Genomic DNA, 15,174 nt, shown 5'->3' on the forward strand with positions numbered 1-15,174 from the left:
GACGCGTCGAGCAGGTGATCGCACTATGGTCCACATCACACGGGAGCGTCAAAGTACCCGTGGGCGCCCCGGCGGGCAGTCCGGCGTAACAGTGGACGTGATCGGGACGAGCGCGATCACGCCGGTGGTCCGGCGCAGAGGGAGGAGCGGTGTGGCCTATCCCGACGACTATCCCCCGATCGCCGAGCACGGGCTGATCGGCGACCTGCAGACCGCGGCCCTGGTGACCACGGACGGCAGCATCGACTGGTTCTGCTGCCCGCGGTTCGACTCACCGAGCGTCTTCGGCGCGCTGCTGGACCGCCGGCGCGGCGGGTTCTTCCGGATCGCGCCGGACACGGACGGCGAGGTCACCCGCCGCCAGTGGTACTTCCACGACACCGCCGTGCTGATGACCCGCTTCATGACGGCCGACGGCGTGGGCGCGCTCTACGACTTCATGCCCGTCCGCAACGGGCCCGCCACCGACCGGCACGAGATCGTCCGGGTGCTGCGGGTGGTCCGCGGCACCATGCGCTTCACCGTGGAGTGCCGGCCGCGCTTCGACTACGGCCGCGCCGGGCACACGACCGAGGTCGAGGCCGACGGCGTCGTGTTCCACGGCCCGGACATGGACGTCTGCCTGCACACCGTCGTGGACGGCGGCGGTGCGCCCGAGTGGGAGCGTGACGGGACCGACGTCCGCGCCACGGTCACGCTCACGGCGGGGCAGGCGGTCGGCACGGTGCTGGAGTCCGGATCCGGGCTGCGGCCCCGGCGGATCCCGATGGGCGAGGCCGACGACCGGTTCGACGCCACCGTCGAGTTCTGGCGGACCTGGCTGGAGCGCTCGACCTACGTCGGGCGCTGGCGCGAGACGGTGCACCGCTCGGCGATGTCGCTCAAGCTGATGACCTACGCCCCCACCGGCGCGCTCGTCGCCGCCCCCACCGCCGGGCTGCCCGAGCAGGTCGGCGGCGAGCGGAACTGGGACTACCGCTACACCTGGATCCGCGACGCGTCGTTCTCGGTGCACGCCCTGCTCAGCCTGGGCTACACCGACGAGGCGGCGGCGTTCGGGCGGTGGCTGGCCGACCGCGTCGGCGAGCACGACGGGCCCGAGGGCAGGCCGCTGCGGATCATGTACCGGGTCGACGGCAGCGCCGACCTCACCGAGGAGACCCTCGGTCACCTCGAGGGCTACCGCGGCTCGCGGCCCGTCCGGATCGGCAACGGGGCCGCCGACCAGCTGCAGCTCGACATCGTCGGCGAGGCGCTGGACTCGCTGCACCTGGCCGACCGGCACGCCGTGCGGCTCGACCACCACGGCTGGCAGGCCGTGCGGGACATGCTGTCGTGGCTCTGCGAGAACTGGGACCAGGTCGACGAGGGCATCTGGGAGACCCGCGGCGGGGCGAAGGACTTCGTCTACGGCCGGCTGATGTCGTGGGTGGCCTTCGACCGGGCGACCCGGATGGCCCGGGAACGCGCGCTCCCGGGCGACGTGCCCGGGTGGACGGCCCGCCGCGACGCGATCTACGACCAGGTGATGACCAAGGGCTTCGACGCCGGCCGGCAGGCGTTCGTGCAGTACCTGGGCGGCGACGTCCTCGACGCGGCGGTGCTGATGATGCCGCGGGCCGGGTTCGTGGTGCCGAGCGACCCGCTGTGGCACTCCACCCTGGAGGCGATCGACCGGACCCTGGTGTCCGACGGGCTGGTGTTCCGCTACGACCCGGCGGCCTCCCCCGACGGGCTCACCGGCACCGAGGGCACGTTCTCGCTCTGCAGCTTCTGGTACGTCGACGCCCTGGCCCGCTCCGGCCGGCTCGGCGACGCCCGCACCGCCTTCGAGAAGATGCTGACCTACGCCAACCACCTCGGCCTCTTCTCCGAGGAGATCGGGGCGACGGGCGAGCAGCTCGGCAACTTCCCGCAGGCCTTCAGCCACCTCGCGCTGATCAGCGCCGCGGTGGACCTCGACCACCAGCTCGACCACGGGCCGGGGCGGGTCGCGCCTGCCTCCCAACGGCACCGAATCATCTGACGCACGGCTCGTCTGACGCACGGCTCATCTGACGCACGGGAGGACCACGGGATGCAGATCGCGATGATCGGGCTCGGCCGGATGGGCGCCAACATGGTGCGGAGGCTGCTGCGCGCCGGGCACGAGTGCCACGTCTACGACGTCTCCCCCGACGCCGTCGCCGGCCTGGTGGCCGAGGGCGCGCGGGGCGCGGGTTCGGTCACCGAGCTCGTCGGCGGGCTGAACGCCCCGCGGTCGGTGTGGCTCATGCTGCCCGCCGCGATCACCGGCGACACGGTGACCACGCTGCTCGACGCGCTGGAGTCCGGGGACGCCGTCGTCGACGGCGGCAACTCGTCCTACCGCGACGACATCGACCGGGCCGAGCAGGCCGCCGCGAGCGGGATCGACTACGTCGACTGCGGCACGAGCGGCGGGGTGTGGGGGCTCGAGCGCGGCTACTGCCTGATGATCGGCGGTCCGGACCGGGCGGTCTCCCGGCTCCGGCCGGTGTTCTCCTCGCTCGCCCCGGGTGTCGCGGCCGCCCCGCGCACACCGGGCCGTACCGGGGACCCGAGCCCGGCCGAGCAGGGCTGGTTGCACTGCGGCGCATCGGGCGCCGGGCACTTCGTGAAGATGGTGCACAACGGCATCGAGTACGCCCTGATGGCCGCCTACGCCGAGGGCCTCAACGTCATCCGCAACGCCGGCGCGGGCGTCCGGCCGGCGGAGGCCGACGCGGAGACCGCCCCGTTGCGCGACCCGAAGTACTACCCCTACGACGGGATCGACCTGGCCGAGGTCGCGGAGGTGTGGCGGCGCGGCAGCGTGGTCGGGTCGTGGCTGCTCGACCTCACCGCCGAGGCGCTGGCGAAGGACCCGGCCCTCGAGCAGTTCGCGGGCCGGGTCTCCGACTCGGGCGAGGGCCGCTGGACGTCGATCGCCGCGATCGAGGAGGGCGTGTCCGCGCCGCTGCTCACCGCCGCGCTCTACAGCCGCTTCGCCTCCCGCGGCAGCGAGCTGTTCGCCGACAAGGTCGAGTCCGCCCAACGGCTGGAGTTCGGCGGGCACCTGGAGAAGGGACCCGCGTGACCGCTCCCGCCGGCGACGTCCTGGTGCTGTTCGGCATCACCGGCGACCTCGCCAAGAAGATGATCATCCCGGCGCTGTACCAGCTGGTCCGCCGCGGCGAGCTGACCGTGCCGGTCCTCGGCGTCGCGCGCTCCGACTGGGACGACGACCAGCTGCGCGCTCACATCGCCGATTGTGTCCGCGCCGCGGTCGACCAGGAGGTCGACGAGGCCGCGCTGGAGCGGCTGCAGCGCTCGACGCACCTGGTGTCGGGCGACTACGCCGACCCGGCCGTGTTCACCAAGCTCGCCGACGCGATCACCGCCGAGGCCGGGCCCTCGGCATTCGCGGTGCACTACCTGGCCGTGCCACCCTCGCTGTTCGGCACGGTCGCCGACGGCCTGGCGGGGGTCGGCCTGCACACCCGGTCCCGGCTCGTGGTCGAGAAACCCTTCGGGCGCGACCTCGCCTCGGCCCGGGCGCTGCAGGCCCTGCTGGCGAAGCACTACCCGGAGGACCGGATCTTCCGGGTGGACCACTTCCTCGGCAAGGAGCCCGTGGAGGACCTGCTGGTGCTGCGGTTCGCCAACACGCTGCTGGAGCCGCTGTGGAGCCGGCAGTGGATCGACCGGTTCGAGATCACGATGGCCGAGGACTTCGACGTCGCCGACCGTGGCTCCTTCTACGACGCCGTGGGCACGGTCCGCGACGTCGTCCAGAACCACCTGCTGCAGGTCATGGCCTACCTGCTGATGGACGCCCCGCTCTCCGACGCCGCCGACGACCAGCGCGACGCCAAGTTCCGGCTGCTGCGGTCCGTGCGGCGGCTCGACCCCGCCGACGTGGTCCGCGGGCGGTACGACGGCTACCTCGAGACCCCCGGCGTCGCGCCGGACTCGACCACGGAGACCTTCGTCGCCGCCACGTTCCGCGTCGACGACTGGCGATGGGCCGGGGTGCCGGTGCACGTGCGGGCCGGGAAGGCGCTGCCGGACACCCTGCTCGACCTCGTCGCCGTGCTGCGGCCCCCGCCGCGCGCCCTGTTCGCGGGCGGCCTCGGTGCCATGCGGCCGGACCGGATCCGGTTGCGCGTGCAGCCCCGGGCCGGGATCGCCATCACCCTGCTCGCCAAGCAGCCGGGGCAGGGCGATGTGCCCACCGAGATCCCGCTGACCGTGGACTTCCGCGAGGTGCTCGGGCCGGTCCACGCCCCCTACGAGCGGATCTTCGCCGACGCGCTGGCCGGCGACCCCGCGCACTTCGCCCGGATGGACACCATCGAGCAGGCCTGGCGGATCGTCGAGCCGATCCTCGACCCGGCGACCCCGCCGGCGCGCTACGGCCGGGGGACGTGGGGTCCGGAGGCGGCCGAGCGGCTGCCCGGCCCCGAGGGCTGGGTGCCGCTCCCGCCCACGGCACCCTCGACGTCGTCGGCGACCCCGTCCCCGGGGGCCGCACCGGAGGGAGCCCTCGCCCGGTGAAGCCGTCCGTCGGGCCCGCCCTGCGTCGGTCGGTCCGGGTGTCGGTGCCGGCGCTCGTCGGCTTCTACAGCGGCCTGTACGGGCTGGGCGACTCCGTCGTCGCGCTCTACGCGCTGTTCACGGTGATCGCGCTCGGCGCGCTGTCCGAGGTCACCGGCCCGCCCGACCGCCGGGTGCGGACGTTCCTGGCCGCCGTCGCCGCCGGCGCCGTGCTGGTGACCCTCGGCACCCTGCTCGCGGTCTCGACCTGGGCCGCCGCGGGCGGGATGCTCGTCGTCGGGTTCGTGGTGGCCTACGCCGGGACGGGCGGGCCGCGGGTGGTCGGCGTCGCCACCGGGCTGCAGCTGCTCTACGTGCTCCCCTGCTTCCCGCCCTTCCGGCCGGACACCCTCGACCAGCGGCTGCTCGGTCTGGTGCTCGGCGGTGCCCTGCTGATCGCCGCCGACCGGTGGCTGCTGCCCCGATCGGTGCCGACGCCGGTGCCGGACCATATGGCCGTGCTCGCCGACGAGGTCGCCCGGTTCACCGGCGCGCTGGCCGACTCCCTCCGGATTCCCGCGGCGACCAGGCCGCAGGTCGCTCGGCACCGCGACATCCTGGAGTCGGCGGAGGACCTGCGGGTCACCCGGCTCCCCCGGGAGGAACGGCCGCTCGGGCCCGGGCGCCGGGACCGCAGCCTGCTCGCGACGGCCGCGGCGATCCGGGCGTCGGCCGATCGCTCGGTCGCGCTGGCCGAGCTGATGTCGGGGCCGGGCGAACCTCCGCACCCGCGGACCGCCGACCTCGTCGCGGAGTCCGGACGGGTCCTCGCCGGAGTGGCCCGGACCCTGCGGGCCGGGCAGGCCGTGCCGGTCGACGCGTCCGGGCTCGACGCCGCACTCGCCGCGCACAGCGCCGCCCGCATCCCCGGACCGGCCACGACGCTGCGGGCCGGGCTCGCCGCCGTCGCCCTCGCCGAGGACGCCCGGCTGGCCGCGCTCGCCGTCTCCGGCTGGTCCGGGGCGCCCCGCCCGCCGCCCGCACAGACGCCGCCGATGTTGTGGTTCCTGCACGTCGGGCCCGCGGAGCTGTGGTGGCGGCGGCTGCGGTCGCACCTCACCCCGCGCTCGGTCTACCTGCAGAACGCCGTGCGGCTCGCGCTCGGCCTCGCCGTCGCCCGGGTCGTGGCCGGGGTCCTCGACCTGCAGCACGGCTTCTGGGTACTGCTCGCCACGCTCAGCCTGATGCGCACCTCGGCGTCGGCCGACCGGTCGGTGCTCGTCCGGGCGTTGGCCGGCACGCTCGTCGGCGCCGTCCTCGCCGCGGGGGTGCTGGTCCTCGCCGGCGACGACCGCTCCGTCTACGTCTGGCTGCTGCCGGTCGTCATGGTGGCGACGTTCGCGGCGGGTCCGCTGCTGGGGCTCGCCGCGGCCCAGGCCGGGTTCACGGTGCTGGTCGCGGCGCTGTTCGCCCAGCTCTCCCCGGCGACCTGGCACCTCGCCGAGGTCCGGCTCGTCGACGTCCTGGTCGGCGGGCTGGTCGGGGCGCTCATCGGCGCGGCGGTGTGGCCGCGCGGGGGCGGCGCGGAGGTCCGGCACGTGGCCGCGGACGCGTTGCGCGCGGTGGCCGACGACGCCGAGGAGGTCGCCGCGGTCCTGGCCAGGGCTCCCGTCATTGTCGCGGTGGCCGACGACCCCGGCCGGCTGCACATCACAGCGGTCCTGCTCGAGCACGCGTACGTCCAGTACCGCACGGAGCCGATGCCGCGGGGCGCCGCAGGTCCGGACTGGCTGACCGTCGTGCTGGTGGTGCACCGGCTCGACGCCTACGACGGCGCCCTCCGCGACCGCCATCCCGCGCTGCTCACCGCGGGCGCGGGCCCCGCCGATCCCGACTCGGACGCCCTGCGGGCGGCCGCCGCCGAGGTCGCCCGGGCCTACCGGCGCACCGCCGAGGCCGTCGACGCCGGCCGCGTGCCGGAGGCCCTCGCCGAGGAGTGCCGGGAACGGTTCACGCCGCTCCCGCCGGAGGGCGACTCCCGGCTGCTCGACGGCTGGGGGTGGCTGCACGCCCTGTGCGACAACCTCGCCCGCGTCCGCCGCGCCCTCGCGGGCGACGCCGGCCCGCCGGTCACCGGCGACCGTCCCCGGTCCACGCCGGACCGCTCCCCCTCCTCGCCCTCGGACGGATGATCACGGTTTCGTATCGGAACCTCGCATCGCGGTTAGCGGGACCGTCCACTGCCGATTCCCGACGGGGGGCGACACTGTGGAGGAAACGGAACACCATGATCATTCTCGGTCTGATCCTGCTCGTGGTGGGATTCCTGCTGAAGATATCCCTGCTGTGGATCATCGGCGTCATCCTGCTGGTCATCGGCGCCGTCCTGGCGATCCTCGGCGCAGCCGGCCGTGCAGTCGGCGGACGTAAGCACTATTTCTAGGAGGCCCGTCCTCCCGACGTGGTTCACCCGCGGCCGTGCCGACACCCCGTTGTCGGCACGGCCGCTCTCGTGTGCGCCCCGCCGCACCACCGACCACGGACTCACCGTCACCACCGCCCTCCCCCGGGTGCAGGATGGGAGGCACCGAAGGACCGGGGAAGGAGCGGGCGGTGAACCTCGCGGTCGGTGCGATCACGTTCGTGTGGCTGGGCATGGTGCTGGCCATCTCGTTCCTGGAGGCGCCCGTCAAGTTTCGCGCCCCCGGGATCACGGTGCCGTTGGGGCTGGGCATCGGGCGGCTCGTGTTCCGTGCCCTGAACGTGGTCGAGGTCGTGCTGCTCGTGGGCATCGGCGTGGCGCTGCTCCTCGGCCCCCGGTCGGCGACGGTCGGGTGGACCACGGCCGCGGTCGCGCTCGTGCTCGTCCTGCAGCTCGCGGCCGTCCGGCCCGCTCTCAACGCCCGCACCCGGCGCGTCCTCGCCGGCGACCCGCACACCGGCTCGCGGGCCCACCTCGTCTACATCGCGCTGGAGCTGCTCAAGATCGCCGGGCTCGTCGTGCTCGGCCTCGCCGCGTACGCGGTCGTCTGAATCGCGGAGGCCTCACCCCTCCCAGTCCGGCCCCCGCCGCAGCAGCGCGTGCGCCGCGATCCCGACGCCCGCGAGCAGCACGAGGATCAGGGCGAACGCAGGGACGTCGCCGACGGTGCGCACCACGACCCCGCCCACGATCGCACCGGCGAGCAGGCTGAGCACCGCCGACACCCGCCGCAGCACCGTCTCCCGCGTCGAGTGCGTGCGGTCCGCGACGAGCCCCGTCATCGACATCCCGATGACGCTGGTGGTGAGGTCCGGGACCGCGATCCGGCGCCCCACCGCGTTCTGCAGGCCCATGGCCACGGCCGCGATCACGGCCACCGCCAGGGTCGGGGCGGAGTCGACCACCGGCGGGTGGACGGCCACCACGACGAGGCAGACCGCCAGCAGCACCCACTCGACCAGCACCGTGACCCGAAGCAGCCCGCCCCGCCCGTCGATCCGGTCGATGAGGAACCCCGCCGCCGTCGCGCCGGTCAGGAACCCCACCAGGGCGGACAGTGAGGTGCGGAGGGAGAACCCGGGCGCACCCGAGATCGCGAAGCCGGTGATCACGACGTTGCCGGTCATGTTGGCCACGAAGACCCGGCCGAGCGTGAGCAGGCTGATCGCGTCCATCACGCCGGTGACCATGGTGAGGACGAGCAGCAGCACCGGGAGGGACCCGTGGCGTTCGCCGGCGAGGAGCAACCGCGGGCCGCCCGTCATACGGGGAGTGAATCAGGCCCGGGCCGTGCGGGGAAGGGTCAGCGCCGCGGACCCCGCCGCGCCAGGGAGCCGATCAACGGCACCAGCACCAGCACCCGGGCGAGCGCCCCGCCCGCCGGGCGCGGCCCGCACCGGGGGCCGCTCAGGTCCTTCAGTATCCGCGCCACCGGCGCCACCGCCTCCCGACGTCTCGACCGTCGAAGCGTCGAGGCGGCGCCGGTGGGCCGCAACTCGATCTTGCCCCCGGCTGCGTGCGCCGCCACCCTGGACGCGGGCTCTCCGAACAGTGGCGCGGACCGGCCCGGCGCAGTCCGGGACCGGATCAGCGGGCGGCGCGTCCGGCCCCGGGGCGGGCGTGGGCCCCGTCGTGCCCGCCATCCGGCACCTCCTCGGCGCCGGGCGGGCAGGCCGTCGAGCGCTCGTAGCGGTCGAGGAAGAGGTGGAGGGCGTCGTCGACCTGACGCAGCTCGGCGGCCTGCAGGTCGAGGAAGGCCTCGCCCTCCCCGGTCAGGCGGTAGGTGCGGCGGGCCGGCCCGGCCTTCGGGATGGACCACTGCGAGCGCACCAGGCCGCGCCGCTCCAGGCCGCGGAGCGCGCGGTAGACCCCCCCGGAGTCCCCCTCCCCGTCGTGCAGGGGGCCGAGCCGGGAGACGAGCTCGTAGCCGTGGTCGGCCTGCTCGCGCAGCAGCAGGAGCAGGCAGGGTTGCAGGAAGTTGCGCGGTTCGAGCACGGCCATGCGGGCTCCCGGGACGTCGGCGGTGGTGAACGCCTTCGACAAGCGATACTGGCCGCCTGTGACCTGCAGCACAAGTGCCGGAGCGATCAGAGGAGCGCGGGCGTCCCGTCCCGCCGGACCGGGGCACGCCCGGTCGTCAGCGCATGCAACGCCGCCAGGCAGACGGCCAGCCACGCGCCCCCGAGGCACCACCCGGCCAGCACGTCCGTGAACCAGTGGACGCCCAGGTAGAGCCGGGAGACCCCGATGAGGACGATCGTCGCGGCGGCCGCGCCGAGCGCCGCCACGCGCACGAGGACCCGGCGCACGAGCCGGGCCGCGACGATCGCGACCACCCCGACGATCACGATCGACCCCAGCGCGTGCCCGGACGGCAGCGACGGGTCGAACTGGGGCACCAGCTGCGTGGCCAGCGGCGGCCGCTGCCGGGCGTAGAAGTCCTTGAAGGCGGGCACGAGCACGGCGACCCCGGCGCTCGCGACGGTGACCGTGGCGGCCTCCCACCAGTGCCGCCGCCACACGAGCAGCGCCACGGCGACGAGGGCCAGCACCATCGTGCCGAGGGTGCCGCCGTAGCGGCTGGCGGACTCCATGACCACGGTCCAGTCGGGCACCCGGTGCGCGATGAGCCAGGACAGCACCGGCCGGTCGGCGGCGGCCAGCCCGTCGTGGTCCGCGACCGAGTCGACGACCGTCGCCTGCGCCGTGAACAGCGCCGACGCGACACCGGTCCCCCACACCGCCGGCCGGTGCAGCACCCTGCGGGCCGGGGCGGCCATCGCCCCGAGGGCGGGCAGCCCGGGCAGCGGGGCGTCCCCGGTGCCGGTCGTGCCCCGCAGTCCCACGCGGTGGGCGCACAGCGCGACCGCGACCAGCAGCCAGCACACCCAGACCAGCGCCCCGGCGCCCTGCTGGAGATCGGCGAACCGCACGGTGTGCTCCCTCGTCCTCGCGATGTCCCCGCCGGCGGGCGGGATCCGATGCCGAGGAGTGTGCGCCGCCGATGCTGTAGCGCCGCTGAGGATGCTGTAGCTCCGCTGAGAGACCGGCCGGAAGCCCGCCAGGCGACCGACGCCGGTGCACGGATCGCGGGTCGTGCGGATTATTGCGTGCTGGGCCCGGGGTGCCCCTCCGTCCGGGCCCAGCACGCGGGGCAGGCATCGTCGGCTCCCCAGCGACGATGCCGTGGTCTGCGCCGGTTCGGGGTGGGTACCGCACCGGCCTGGTGTCAGTGGTAGTCACCGGAGGGCGGGCCTGTCCACGGAGTAGTAGATTCCCGGCCCGCGCCGTCCAGGTTCGGGCCGGAAGGCCCTGGGTACGCCGAAGGTCCGCGAGGAGGGTGACCGAGGTGGACGGCAACGTCGGCGGCGGGGCGTGTCCCGGCCCCGCAGGCGTGTCCATAGGGACGGCGGCGGACTACGTGGGGGTCTCGGTCGAGACCCTGCGCGCCTGGCAGCGGCGCTACGGCGTCGGCGCCAGCGCGGTGACCCCGGGCGGCCATCGCCGCTACACCTTCGACGACCTGGTCCGGCTGCGGACGGTGCACGACCTGGTCGAGGCGGGTGAGTCCACCGCCACGGCCGTGCGGGCCGTGCAGGGCCCGCGGCAGCCGCAGGTCGCGCCCGATCCCGACGTGTCGGCGGCGCGGCGGCTGGCGGGCGCCTGCATGGAGCTCGACGGGTACGCCGCCCGCCAGCTCGTCGGCATCGCCCTGGCCGCCGACGGGGTGGTCCGGACCTGGGAGGCCCTGATCCGGCCGGCCTTCACCACATTGGAACGCCTGCCGCTGCCCCCGGCCCGCACGGTCGGGGCCGAGCACCTGCTCTCGCACGTCGTGCTGGGGACGCTGGGCGCGCGGGTGGGCCGCGAGCCGCGGGACCGCTCCGCCGTCGTGCTGGCCTGCGCCCCCGCGGAGCAGCACGAGCTGCCGATGGCGGTGCTCGCGGCCGCTCTCGCGGAGCGCGCGATGCGGGCGACCCTGCTCGGCAGCCGCACGCCGGCGGCCACCGTGGCCGCCGCCGCCGTCATGCCCACTTCCGTGCGGGTCGTCCTCTATGCACACCTGCAGCTCGACGACCCGGGCGGGGTGATCCACTCGTTGCCCGATCCCACCGCTGTGGTCGCGGCCGGCCCCGCCTGGGACGGCGTACCGCTCGACCCGGCCGTCCGGGTCTGCAACGACCTGTCGGACTGCCTCTCCATGCTGAGGCCCGGGTGACCGAGGGGCGCCGCCCCCCGCGCCCTGCGCAGCCACCGGCCGGGGCCGCACCGCGTGTGGCGAACGCCGTTAGCATCGCCGGATGGCCTCGGTGCTGGTGGTGGAGGACGACGGCACGATCGGCGACGTCGTGGCCTCCAGCCTGCGGTCCCACGGCTACGCGGTGGAGCTGGCGCGCACGGGTGCGGCGGCCCTCGAGGCGGCCCGCGGCCGGGGGTTCGACCTCGTCCTGCTCGACCTCGGGCTGCCCGACCTCGACGGTGTGGAGGTCTGCCGCCGGCTGCGACAGCACCTGCCCGCCGCGGTGATCGTGATGCTGACGGCGCGGCGGGCCGAGATGGACGTCGTCGTCGGCCTCGACGCGGGTGCCGACGACTACCTGACCAAGCCCGTCCGGTTGCACGAGCTGCTCGCCCGCATCCGCGCCCACCTGCGCCGCGCCGGGCCCCCCGCGGCGCCCTCGGTGGTGCAGCTGGGCGACCTGAGCCTCGACGTCGGCGGCCGGCGGGTGCTGGTGCAGGGCCGGGAGCTGGCATTGCGCAGCAAGGAGTTCGACCTCCTCGCGCGGCTGGCCCGCGAGCCCGACACCGCCGTGAGCCGGGAGACGCTGATGGCCGACGTCTGGGACGAGCACTGGCACGGCCCCACCCGCACGCTCGATGTGCACGTCGCGTCGCTGCGCCGGCGCATCGCCTCCTGCGGCGGGGCGCGGGTCCCCCGGATCACCACGCTGCGCGGGCACGGCTACCGGCTGGAGCACCCCGACCGCACGCCGGGCGACGCCGCAGCGGAGGGCCGGTCCGGTGCGCCGGGCTGACCGCGGACGGCCCGGCCCGGTGCGCCGGCGGCTGGTCGTCCTCACGCTCGTCACGGCGGCGATCGCCGTGGGGCTCTTCGGGATCCCGCTCGCCGTCGGGCTGGTGCAGTACAGCCTGGAGGACCAGGAGTCGGTGCTGCAGCGGACCGCCAGCCTCACCGCACGGTCCGTGCAGAGCGAGCTGGCCCACGGCGACGCGCCGACAGTGCTGCCCGACCTCCCGGCCGACGTCGTCCTCGGGGTCTACGACGGCGACCGCGACCTCGTCCTCGGTGACGGCCCCGAGCCCGCCGGCGACGAGATCGGCCGGGCGCTCGACGGCCGGGGCTCGCACGCCACCGTCGACGGGACCATCGTCGTCACGGTCCCGGTGACCGGGCGGCACGGCCCGGACGGCGCCGTCCGGGCCGCGATGCCGGTCTCGGCGGTCTATGCCGGGCTCGTCCCCGTCTGGCTCGCGATGGCCGGGCTGGCGGCGGCGGTGCTGGTCACGGTGTGGCGGCTCGCCCGGCGCCAGGCCCGCCGGCTCGCCACGCCGCTGGAGGACCTCGCCGGCGCCGCGCGCCGGCTCGGCGAGGGCGACTTCAGCGTCCGCACCGGCCGGGCGGGCGTCGCGGAGATCGACGAGGTGGGCGGGGCGCTGGACAGCACCGCCGAGCGGCTCGACGCGCTGCTGGCCCGCGAGCGCGCGTTCTCCCAGGACGCCTCCCACCAGCTGCGCACCCCGCTCACCGGGCTGCGCCTGCGCCTGGAGGCCGCACTCGACCGGCCCGACGCCGACCTGAAGGCGGCCCTGGTGGCCGGGATCGCCGAGGCCGACCGACTCGAGCGCACGATCGACGAGCTGCTCCAGCTCGCCCGGGAACGCACCGGGCGCAGCGGGCCGACGGACGTGGGCGCGCTGGTCCGGGAGCTCGAACCGGCACGGGCGGAACGGCTGGCGGCCTCCGGGCGCGGGCTGGTCCTCGACGTGGCCGCGGCGCTCCCGCCGGCGGCCGCCTCGGGGGCGGCGATCCGGCAGATCCTGGGCGTGCTGCTGGACAACGCCGAGGTCCACGGGTCCGGCACCGTGCGGATCGTGGTGCGCGAGTCCGGCGAGGCGCTGGCCGTCGACGTCACCGACGAGGGCGCCGGCCCCGGCCCCGACCCGTTCGCCGCCCCGCCGGAGCGGCGGGCGGCCGGGCACGGGATCGGGCTCCCGCTGGCCCGCCGGCTCGCCGAGGCGGAGGGCGGGCGGCTGGTGCTGAGCCGCGCGGTGCCGCCGGTGTTCACGCTGTTCGTAGCGGCGACCTGGCCGGACCCTGCGGTCGAGGACGGGCCCGACACAGCGACCGGGTCCGAGCCGCTCGACGAGCTCTCCCTCGGCCGGTGACCGCTCTCGACCCCCTGCCGCCCGGGACCGGGGTCAGCCGCCCGAGGGGTGCTCGAGCGCTCTCTTGAGGCGATCCTGCTGGTCCGTGGTGAGCCCTTCGGCGAACTGCAGGAGGACCAGGTCGGCGTCCCCGCCGCGCACCATCGCCTCGCGCATCAGCCGGGCCGCGTACTCGGCGCGCGTCGTCACCGCGTGATAGCGGTGCGCCCTGCCCTCGGACGTCCTCGTGAGGTACCCCTTGTCGACCAGGTTGCCCATCGTCGACAGGATCGTGGTGTAGGCGAGATCGCGCTGGTCGCGCAGCCGGTCCACCATCTCCCGGACCGTCCCCGAGCCGCCGGCCGCCCACAGCTCGTTCATCACCACGCCTTCGAGAACGCCGAGCTGTCGCACCAGTCCCTCCGGTTCACTGCGGCCGACGAGTCGGCGGAGCGACGACCTGCCGGAGCAGGATAGCGCCGCCCAGAGGTGACTTCAGGGGACAACCACCACCTCCGTCGGGAGTAGCGGCCACCGGGGCGAGGCTCACATGCAGAACATGAGGGCGAGGGCGGCGAGGGTGCCGGCTCCCGCCACGAGGGGGACGAGCGCACCCGCGGCGACGAAGCACGCCTTCTCCCCGACCCGGGCCGGCCGTGCCGACCTGCGCAGCGGACGACCGAGGCGGGCCAGCCGCAGCTCCGTGGCGGCGGCCGTCGCACCCAGGGCCGCGGGAGGAAGCCCGATCCTGCCGCGGGCGGCCACCCTGACCAGCGCCTGGCGCACGACATCGGCTCCGACGCTCCGGGCGGCCTTCTCGTCGGCGGCCAGCTCGATCAACCGCCGGACCGCGAGCGGCGCCTGCCGGAACAGCGGCAGCTTCGGGAACGCCGCGCCCAGGGTCTCGGCGAGGAGCACCTGCAGGTGGTGCCGACCGGACAGGTGGGCCCGCTCGTGAGCGAGGACCGCGTCGGTCTCGGCGGCGCTGAGTCGTTCGCGCAGTCCGGTGGTGGCCACGATCGCGTTCGTCCGGCCGCCGATGGTGAAGACGAGCGGCTCCCGGTGCTCGAGCCAGAGGACACCGTGGTCCCAGTCGCCGGCCGGTTCGAGCATCCACATCGTGGTCTCGGCCTTGTCCCGGGCCGCACGGCGGCTGCGCCGGACGCGTCTGACGACCCGGAGGAGACAGACCACGAGCACGGTGGCGATCACGGCACCGACGACGACGTGGAGGTGCAGCCTGGTCGACGCCAGCGCCGTCCAGCACCCGTTCACGATCCGGTGGGCCGGCGTCGACCCGTCGTCGCGGTCGGGCACCAGGACGGCCGCGAGCGCGACGACGGCGCTCAGCCCGACGCCCGCGACCACCGACCACCAGACGTACAGCAGCCCGGCCGGGCTCGCGGACGTCCGTTCGAGCTCGCGGAGCCCGCGAGGCGCCAGGAGGCAGGTCAGTAGGGCACCGATGATCAGGACGCACGCAAGGACCATTTGGGATCCCCCCCAGATCCGACACCCGTCCGCACGGCGGAACCGGCTGACAGGTGCAGCCGCCGGGAGGCTATCGACCCGCCCCACGACGTCACCGGGCCGGAGGTCCGCATCCGTGGGGGCCGTAAGCACTGCGGCCCTTGGCTCGGCGGAGCTCCCCCCGGGGCCCGTCGAGGCTCATCGCCCCCGCGCCCCCTGCCCGGACCCGCCGCCACGAGCTGCCACGGACGGCCTAGTCGCACCCCGGAAATACTATCGAGCTCAGTACGTCACTCCAA

At 75.0% G+C, this 15,174-nt stretch carries 15 protein-coding genes; 9 read left to right on the forward strand and 6 right to left on the reverse strand.

Features of this window, described 5'->3' with window-relative positions; translation table 11 throughout:
- The first annotated feature begins 151 nt into the window (after window positions 1–151).
- From LWC33_RS06005 to LWC33_RS06030, 6 genes are all read left to right on the forward strand, one after another.
- The gene (locus tag LWC33_RS06005) at window positions 152–2,026 is read left to right on the forward strand and encodes a glycoside hydrolase family 15 protein (protein ID WP_233303215.1); all 1,875 of its coding nucleotides are present in this window, start codon (window positions 152–154) and stop codon (window positions 2,024–2,026) included.
- A gap of 51 nt (window positions 2,027–2,077) precedes the next feature.
- Complete coding sequence (gnd, locus tag LWC33_RS06010) at window positions 2,078–3,097, forward strand: phosphogluconate dehydrogenase (NAD(+)-dependent, decarboxylating) (protein ID WP_233303216.1); 1,020 nt, start codon at window positions 2,078–2,080, stop codon at window positions 3,095–3,097.
- Complete coding sequence (gene zwf, locus LWC33_RS06015) at window positions 3,094–4,557, forward strand: glucose-6-phosphate dehydrogenase (protein ID WP_233303217.1); 1,464 nt, start codon at window positions 3,094–3,096, stop codon at window positions 4,555–4,557. Before gnd ends, zwf begins: the two co-directional genes overlap by 4 nt.
- On the forward strand, window positions 4,554–6,728 hold the full coding sequence (locus tag LWC33_RS35810; RefSeq protein ID WP_233303218.1) for an FUSC family protein: 2,175 nt from the start codon (window positions 4,554–4,556) through the stop codon (window positions 6,726–6,728). Before zwf ends, LWC33_RS35810 begins: the two co-directional genes overlap by 4 nt.
- Before the next feature lie 95 nt (window positions 6,729–6,823).
- On the forward strand, window positions 6,824–6,979 hold the full coding sequence (locus LWC33_RS06025; protein ID WP_233303219.1) for a DUF6131 family protein: 156 nt from the start codon (window positions 6,824–6,826) through the stop codon (window positions 6,977–6,979).
- A 134-nt stretch (window positions 6,980–7,113) separates the two neighbouring features.
- On the forward strand, window positions 7,114–7,569 hold the full coding sequence (locus tag LWC33_RS06030; RefSeq protein ID WP_372476554.1) for a hypothetical protein: 456 nt from the start codon (window positions 7,114–7,116) through the stop codon (window positions 7,567–7,569).
- A gap of 12 nt (window positions 7,570–7,581) precedes the next feature.
- On the opposite strand, the gene LWC33_RS06035 is transcribed toward LWC33_RS06030, so the two are convergent.
- The 4 genes from LWC33_RS06035 to LWC33_RS35815 form a co-directional block, all read right to left on the reverse strand.
- Entirely contained in the window at window positions 7,582–8,283 is a 702-nt protein-coding gene (locus LWC33_RS06035; protein WP_233303220.1) for a YoaK family protein, read from the reverse strand.
- Between the two features lie 38 nt (window positions 8,284–8,321).
- Window positions 8,322–8,450 carry a hypothetical protein gene (locus LWC33_RS34870; RefSeq protein WP_255691009.1) on the reverse strand — a complete coding sequence of 43 codons (129 nt, stop codon included), beginning with the start codon at window positions 8,448–8,450 and terminating at the stop codon, window positions 8,322–8,324.
- A gap of 155 nt (window positions 8,451–8,605) precedes the next feature.
- The gene (locus tag LWC33_RS06040; RefSeq protein WP_233303221.1) at window positions 8,606–9,019 is read right to left on the reverse strand and encodes a helix-turn-helix transcriptional regulator; all 414 of its coding nucleotides are present in this window, start codon (window positions 9,017–9,019) and stop codon (window positions 8,606–8,608) included.
- Window positions 9,020–9,105: 86 nt separating this feature from the next.
- On the reverse strand, window positions 9,106–9,951 hold the full coding sequence (locus LWC33_RS35815; protein ID WP_233303222.1) for a phosphatase PAP2 family protein: 846 nt from the start codon (window positions 9,949–9,951) through the stop codon (window positions 9,106–9,108).
- Between the two features lie 407 nt (window positions 9,952–10,358).
- Here LWC33_RS35815 and LWC33_RS06050 point away from each other — a divergent pair, with 407 nt between their 5' ends.
- From LWC33_RS06050 to LWC33_RS06060, 3 genes are all read left to right on the forward strand, one after another.
- Window positions 10,359–11,237, forward strand: a complete 879-nt coding sequence (locus LWC33_RS06050) for a MerR family transcriptional regulator (RefSeq protein ID WP_233303223.1) — start codon at window positions 10,359–10,361, stop codon at window positions 11,235–11,237.
- An 82-nt stretch (window positions 11,238–11,319) separates the two neighbouring features.
- On the forward strand, window positions 11,320–12,054 hold the full coding sequence (locus LWC33_RS06055; RefSeq protein WP_233303224.1) for a response regulator transcription factor: 735 nt from the start codon (window positions 11,320–11,322) through the stop codon (window positions 12,052–12,054).
- Window positions 12,041–13,426, forward strand: a complete 1,386-nt coding sequence (locus LWC33_RS06060) for a sensor histidine kinase (RefSeq protein ID WP_233303225.1) — start codon at window positions 12,041–12,043, stop codon at window positions 13,424–13,426. Before LWC33_RS06055 ends, LWC33_RS06060 begins: the two co-directional genes overlap by 14 nt.
- A gap of 33 nt (window positions 13,427–13,459) precedes the next feature.
- On the opposite strand, the gene LWC33_RS06065 is transcribed toward LWC33_RS06060, so the two are convergent.
- Window positions 13,460–13,819: a BlaI/MecI/CopY family transcriptional regulator gene (locus LWC33_RS06065; protein ID WP_308190910.1), complete on the reverse strand. Its 360-nt coding sequence runs from the start codon at window positions 13,817–13,819 to the stop codon at window positions 13,460–13,462.
- Window positions 13,820–13,951: 132 nt separating this feature from the next.
- On the reverse strand, window positions 13,952–14,896 hold the full coding sequence (locus tag LWC33_RS06070) for a M56 family metallopeptidase (RefSeq protein WP_233303227.1): 945 nt from the start codon (window positions 14,894–14,896) through the stop codon (window positions 13,952–13,954).
- Window positions 14,897–15,174: the final 278 nt, after the last annotated feature.

It is taken from the genome of Pseudonocardia terrae (assembly GCF_021343995.1).
GTDB classification, from domain to species: domain Bacteria; phylum Actinomycetota; class Actinomycetes; order Mycobacteriales; family Pseudonocardiaceae; genus Pseudonocardia; species Pseudonocardia terrae.

Coding starts and splice junctions, on each gene's coding strand:
- LWC33_RS06040 (WP_233303221.1), bottom strand. CDS start 9,019: ATGGCCGTGCTCGAACCGCGCAACTTCCTGCAACCCTGCCTGCTCCTG.
- LWC33_RS06035 (WP_233303220.1), bottom strand. CDS start 8,283: ATGACGGGCGGCCCGCGGTTGCTCCTCGCCGGCGAACGCCACGGGTCC.
- LWC33_RS06030 (WP_372476554.1), top strand. CDS start 7,114: ATGGGAGGCACCGAAGGACCGGGGAAGGAGCGGGCGGTGAACCTCGCG.
- LWC33_RS06070 (WP_233303227.1), bottom strand. CDS start 14,896: ATGGTCCTTGCGTGCGTCCTGATCATCGGTGCCCTACTGACCTGCCTC.
- LWC33_RS06025 (WP_233303219.1), top strand. CDS start 6,824: ATGATCATTCTCGGTCTGATCCTGCTCGTGGTGGGATTCCTGCTGAAG.
- LWC33_RS06055 (WP_233303224.1), top strand. CDS start 11,320: ATGGCCTCGGTGCTGGTGGTGGAGGACGACGGCACGATCGGCGACGTC.
- gnd (WP_233303216.1), top strand. CDS start 2,078: ATGCAGATCGCGATGATCGGGCTCGGCCGGATGGGCGCCAACATGGTG.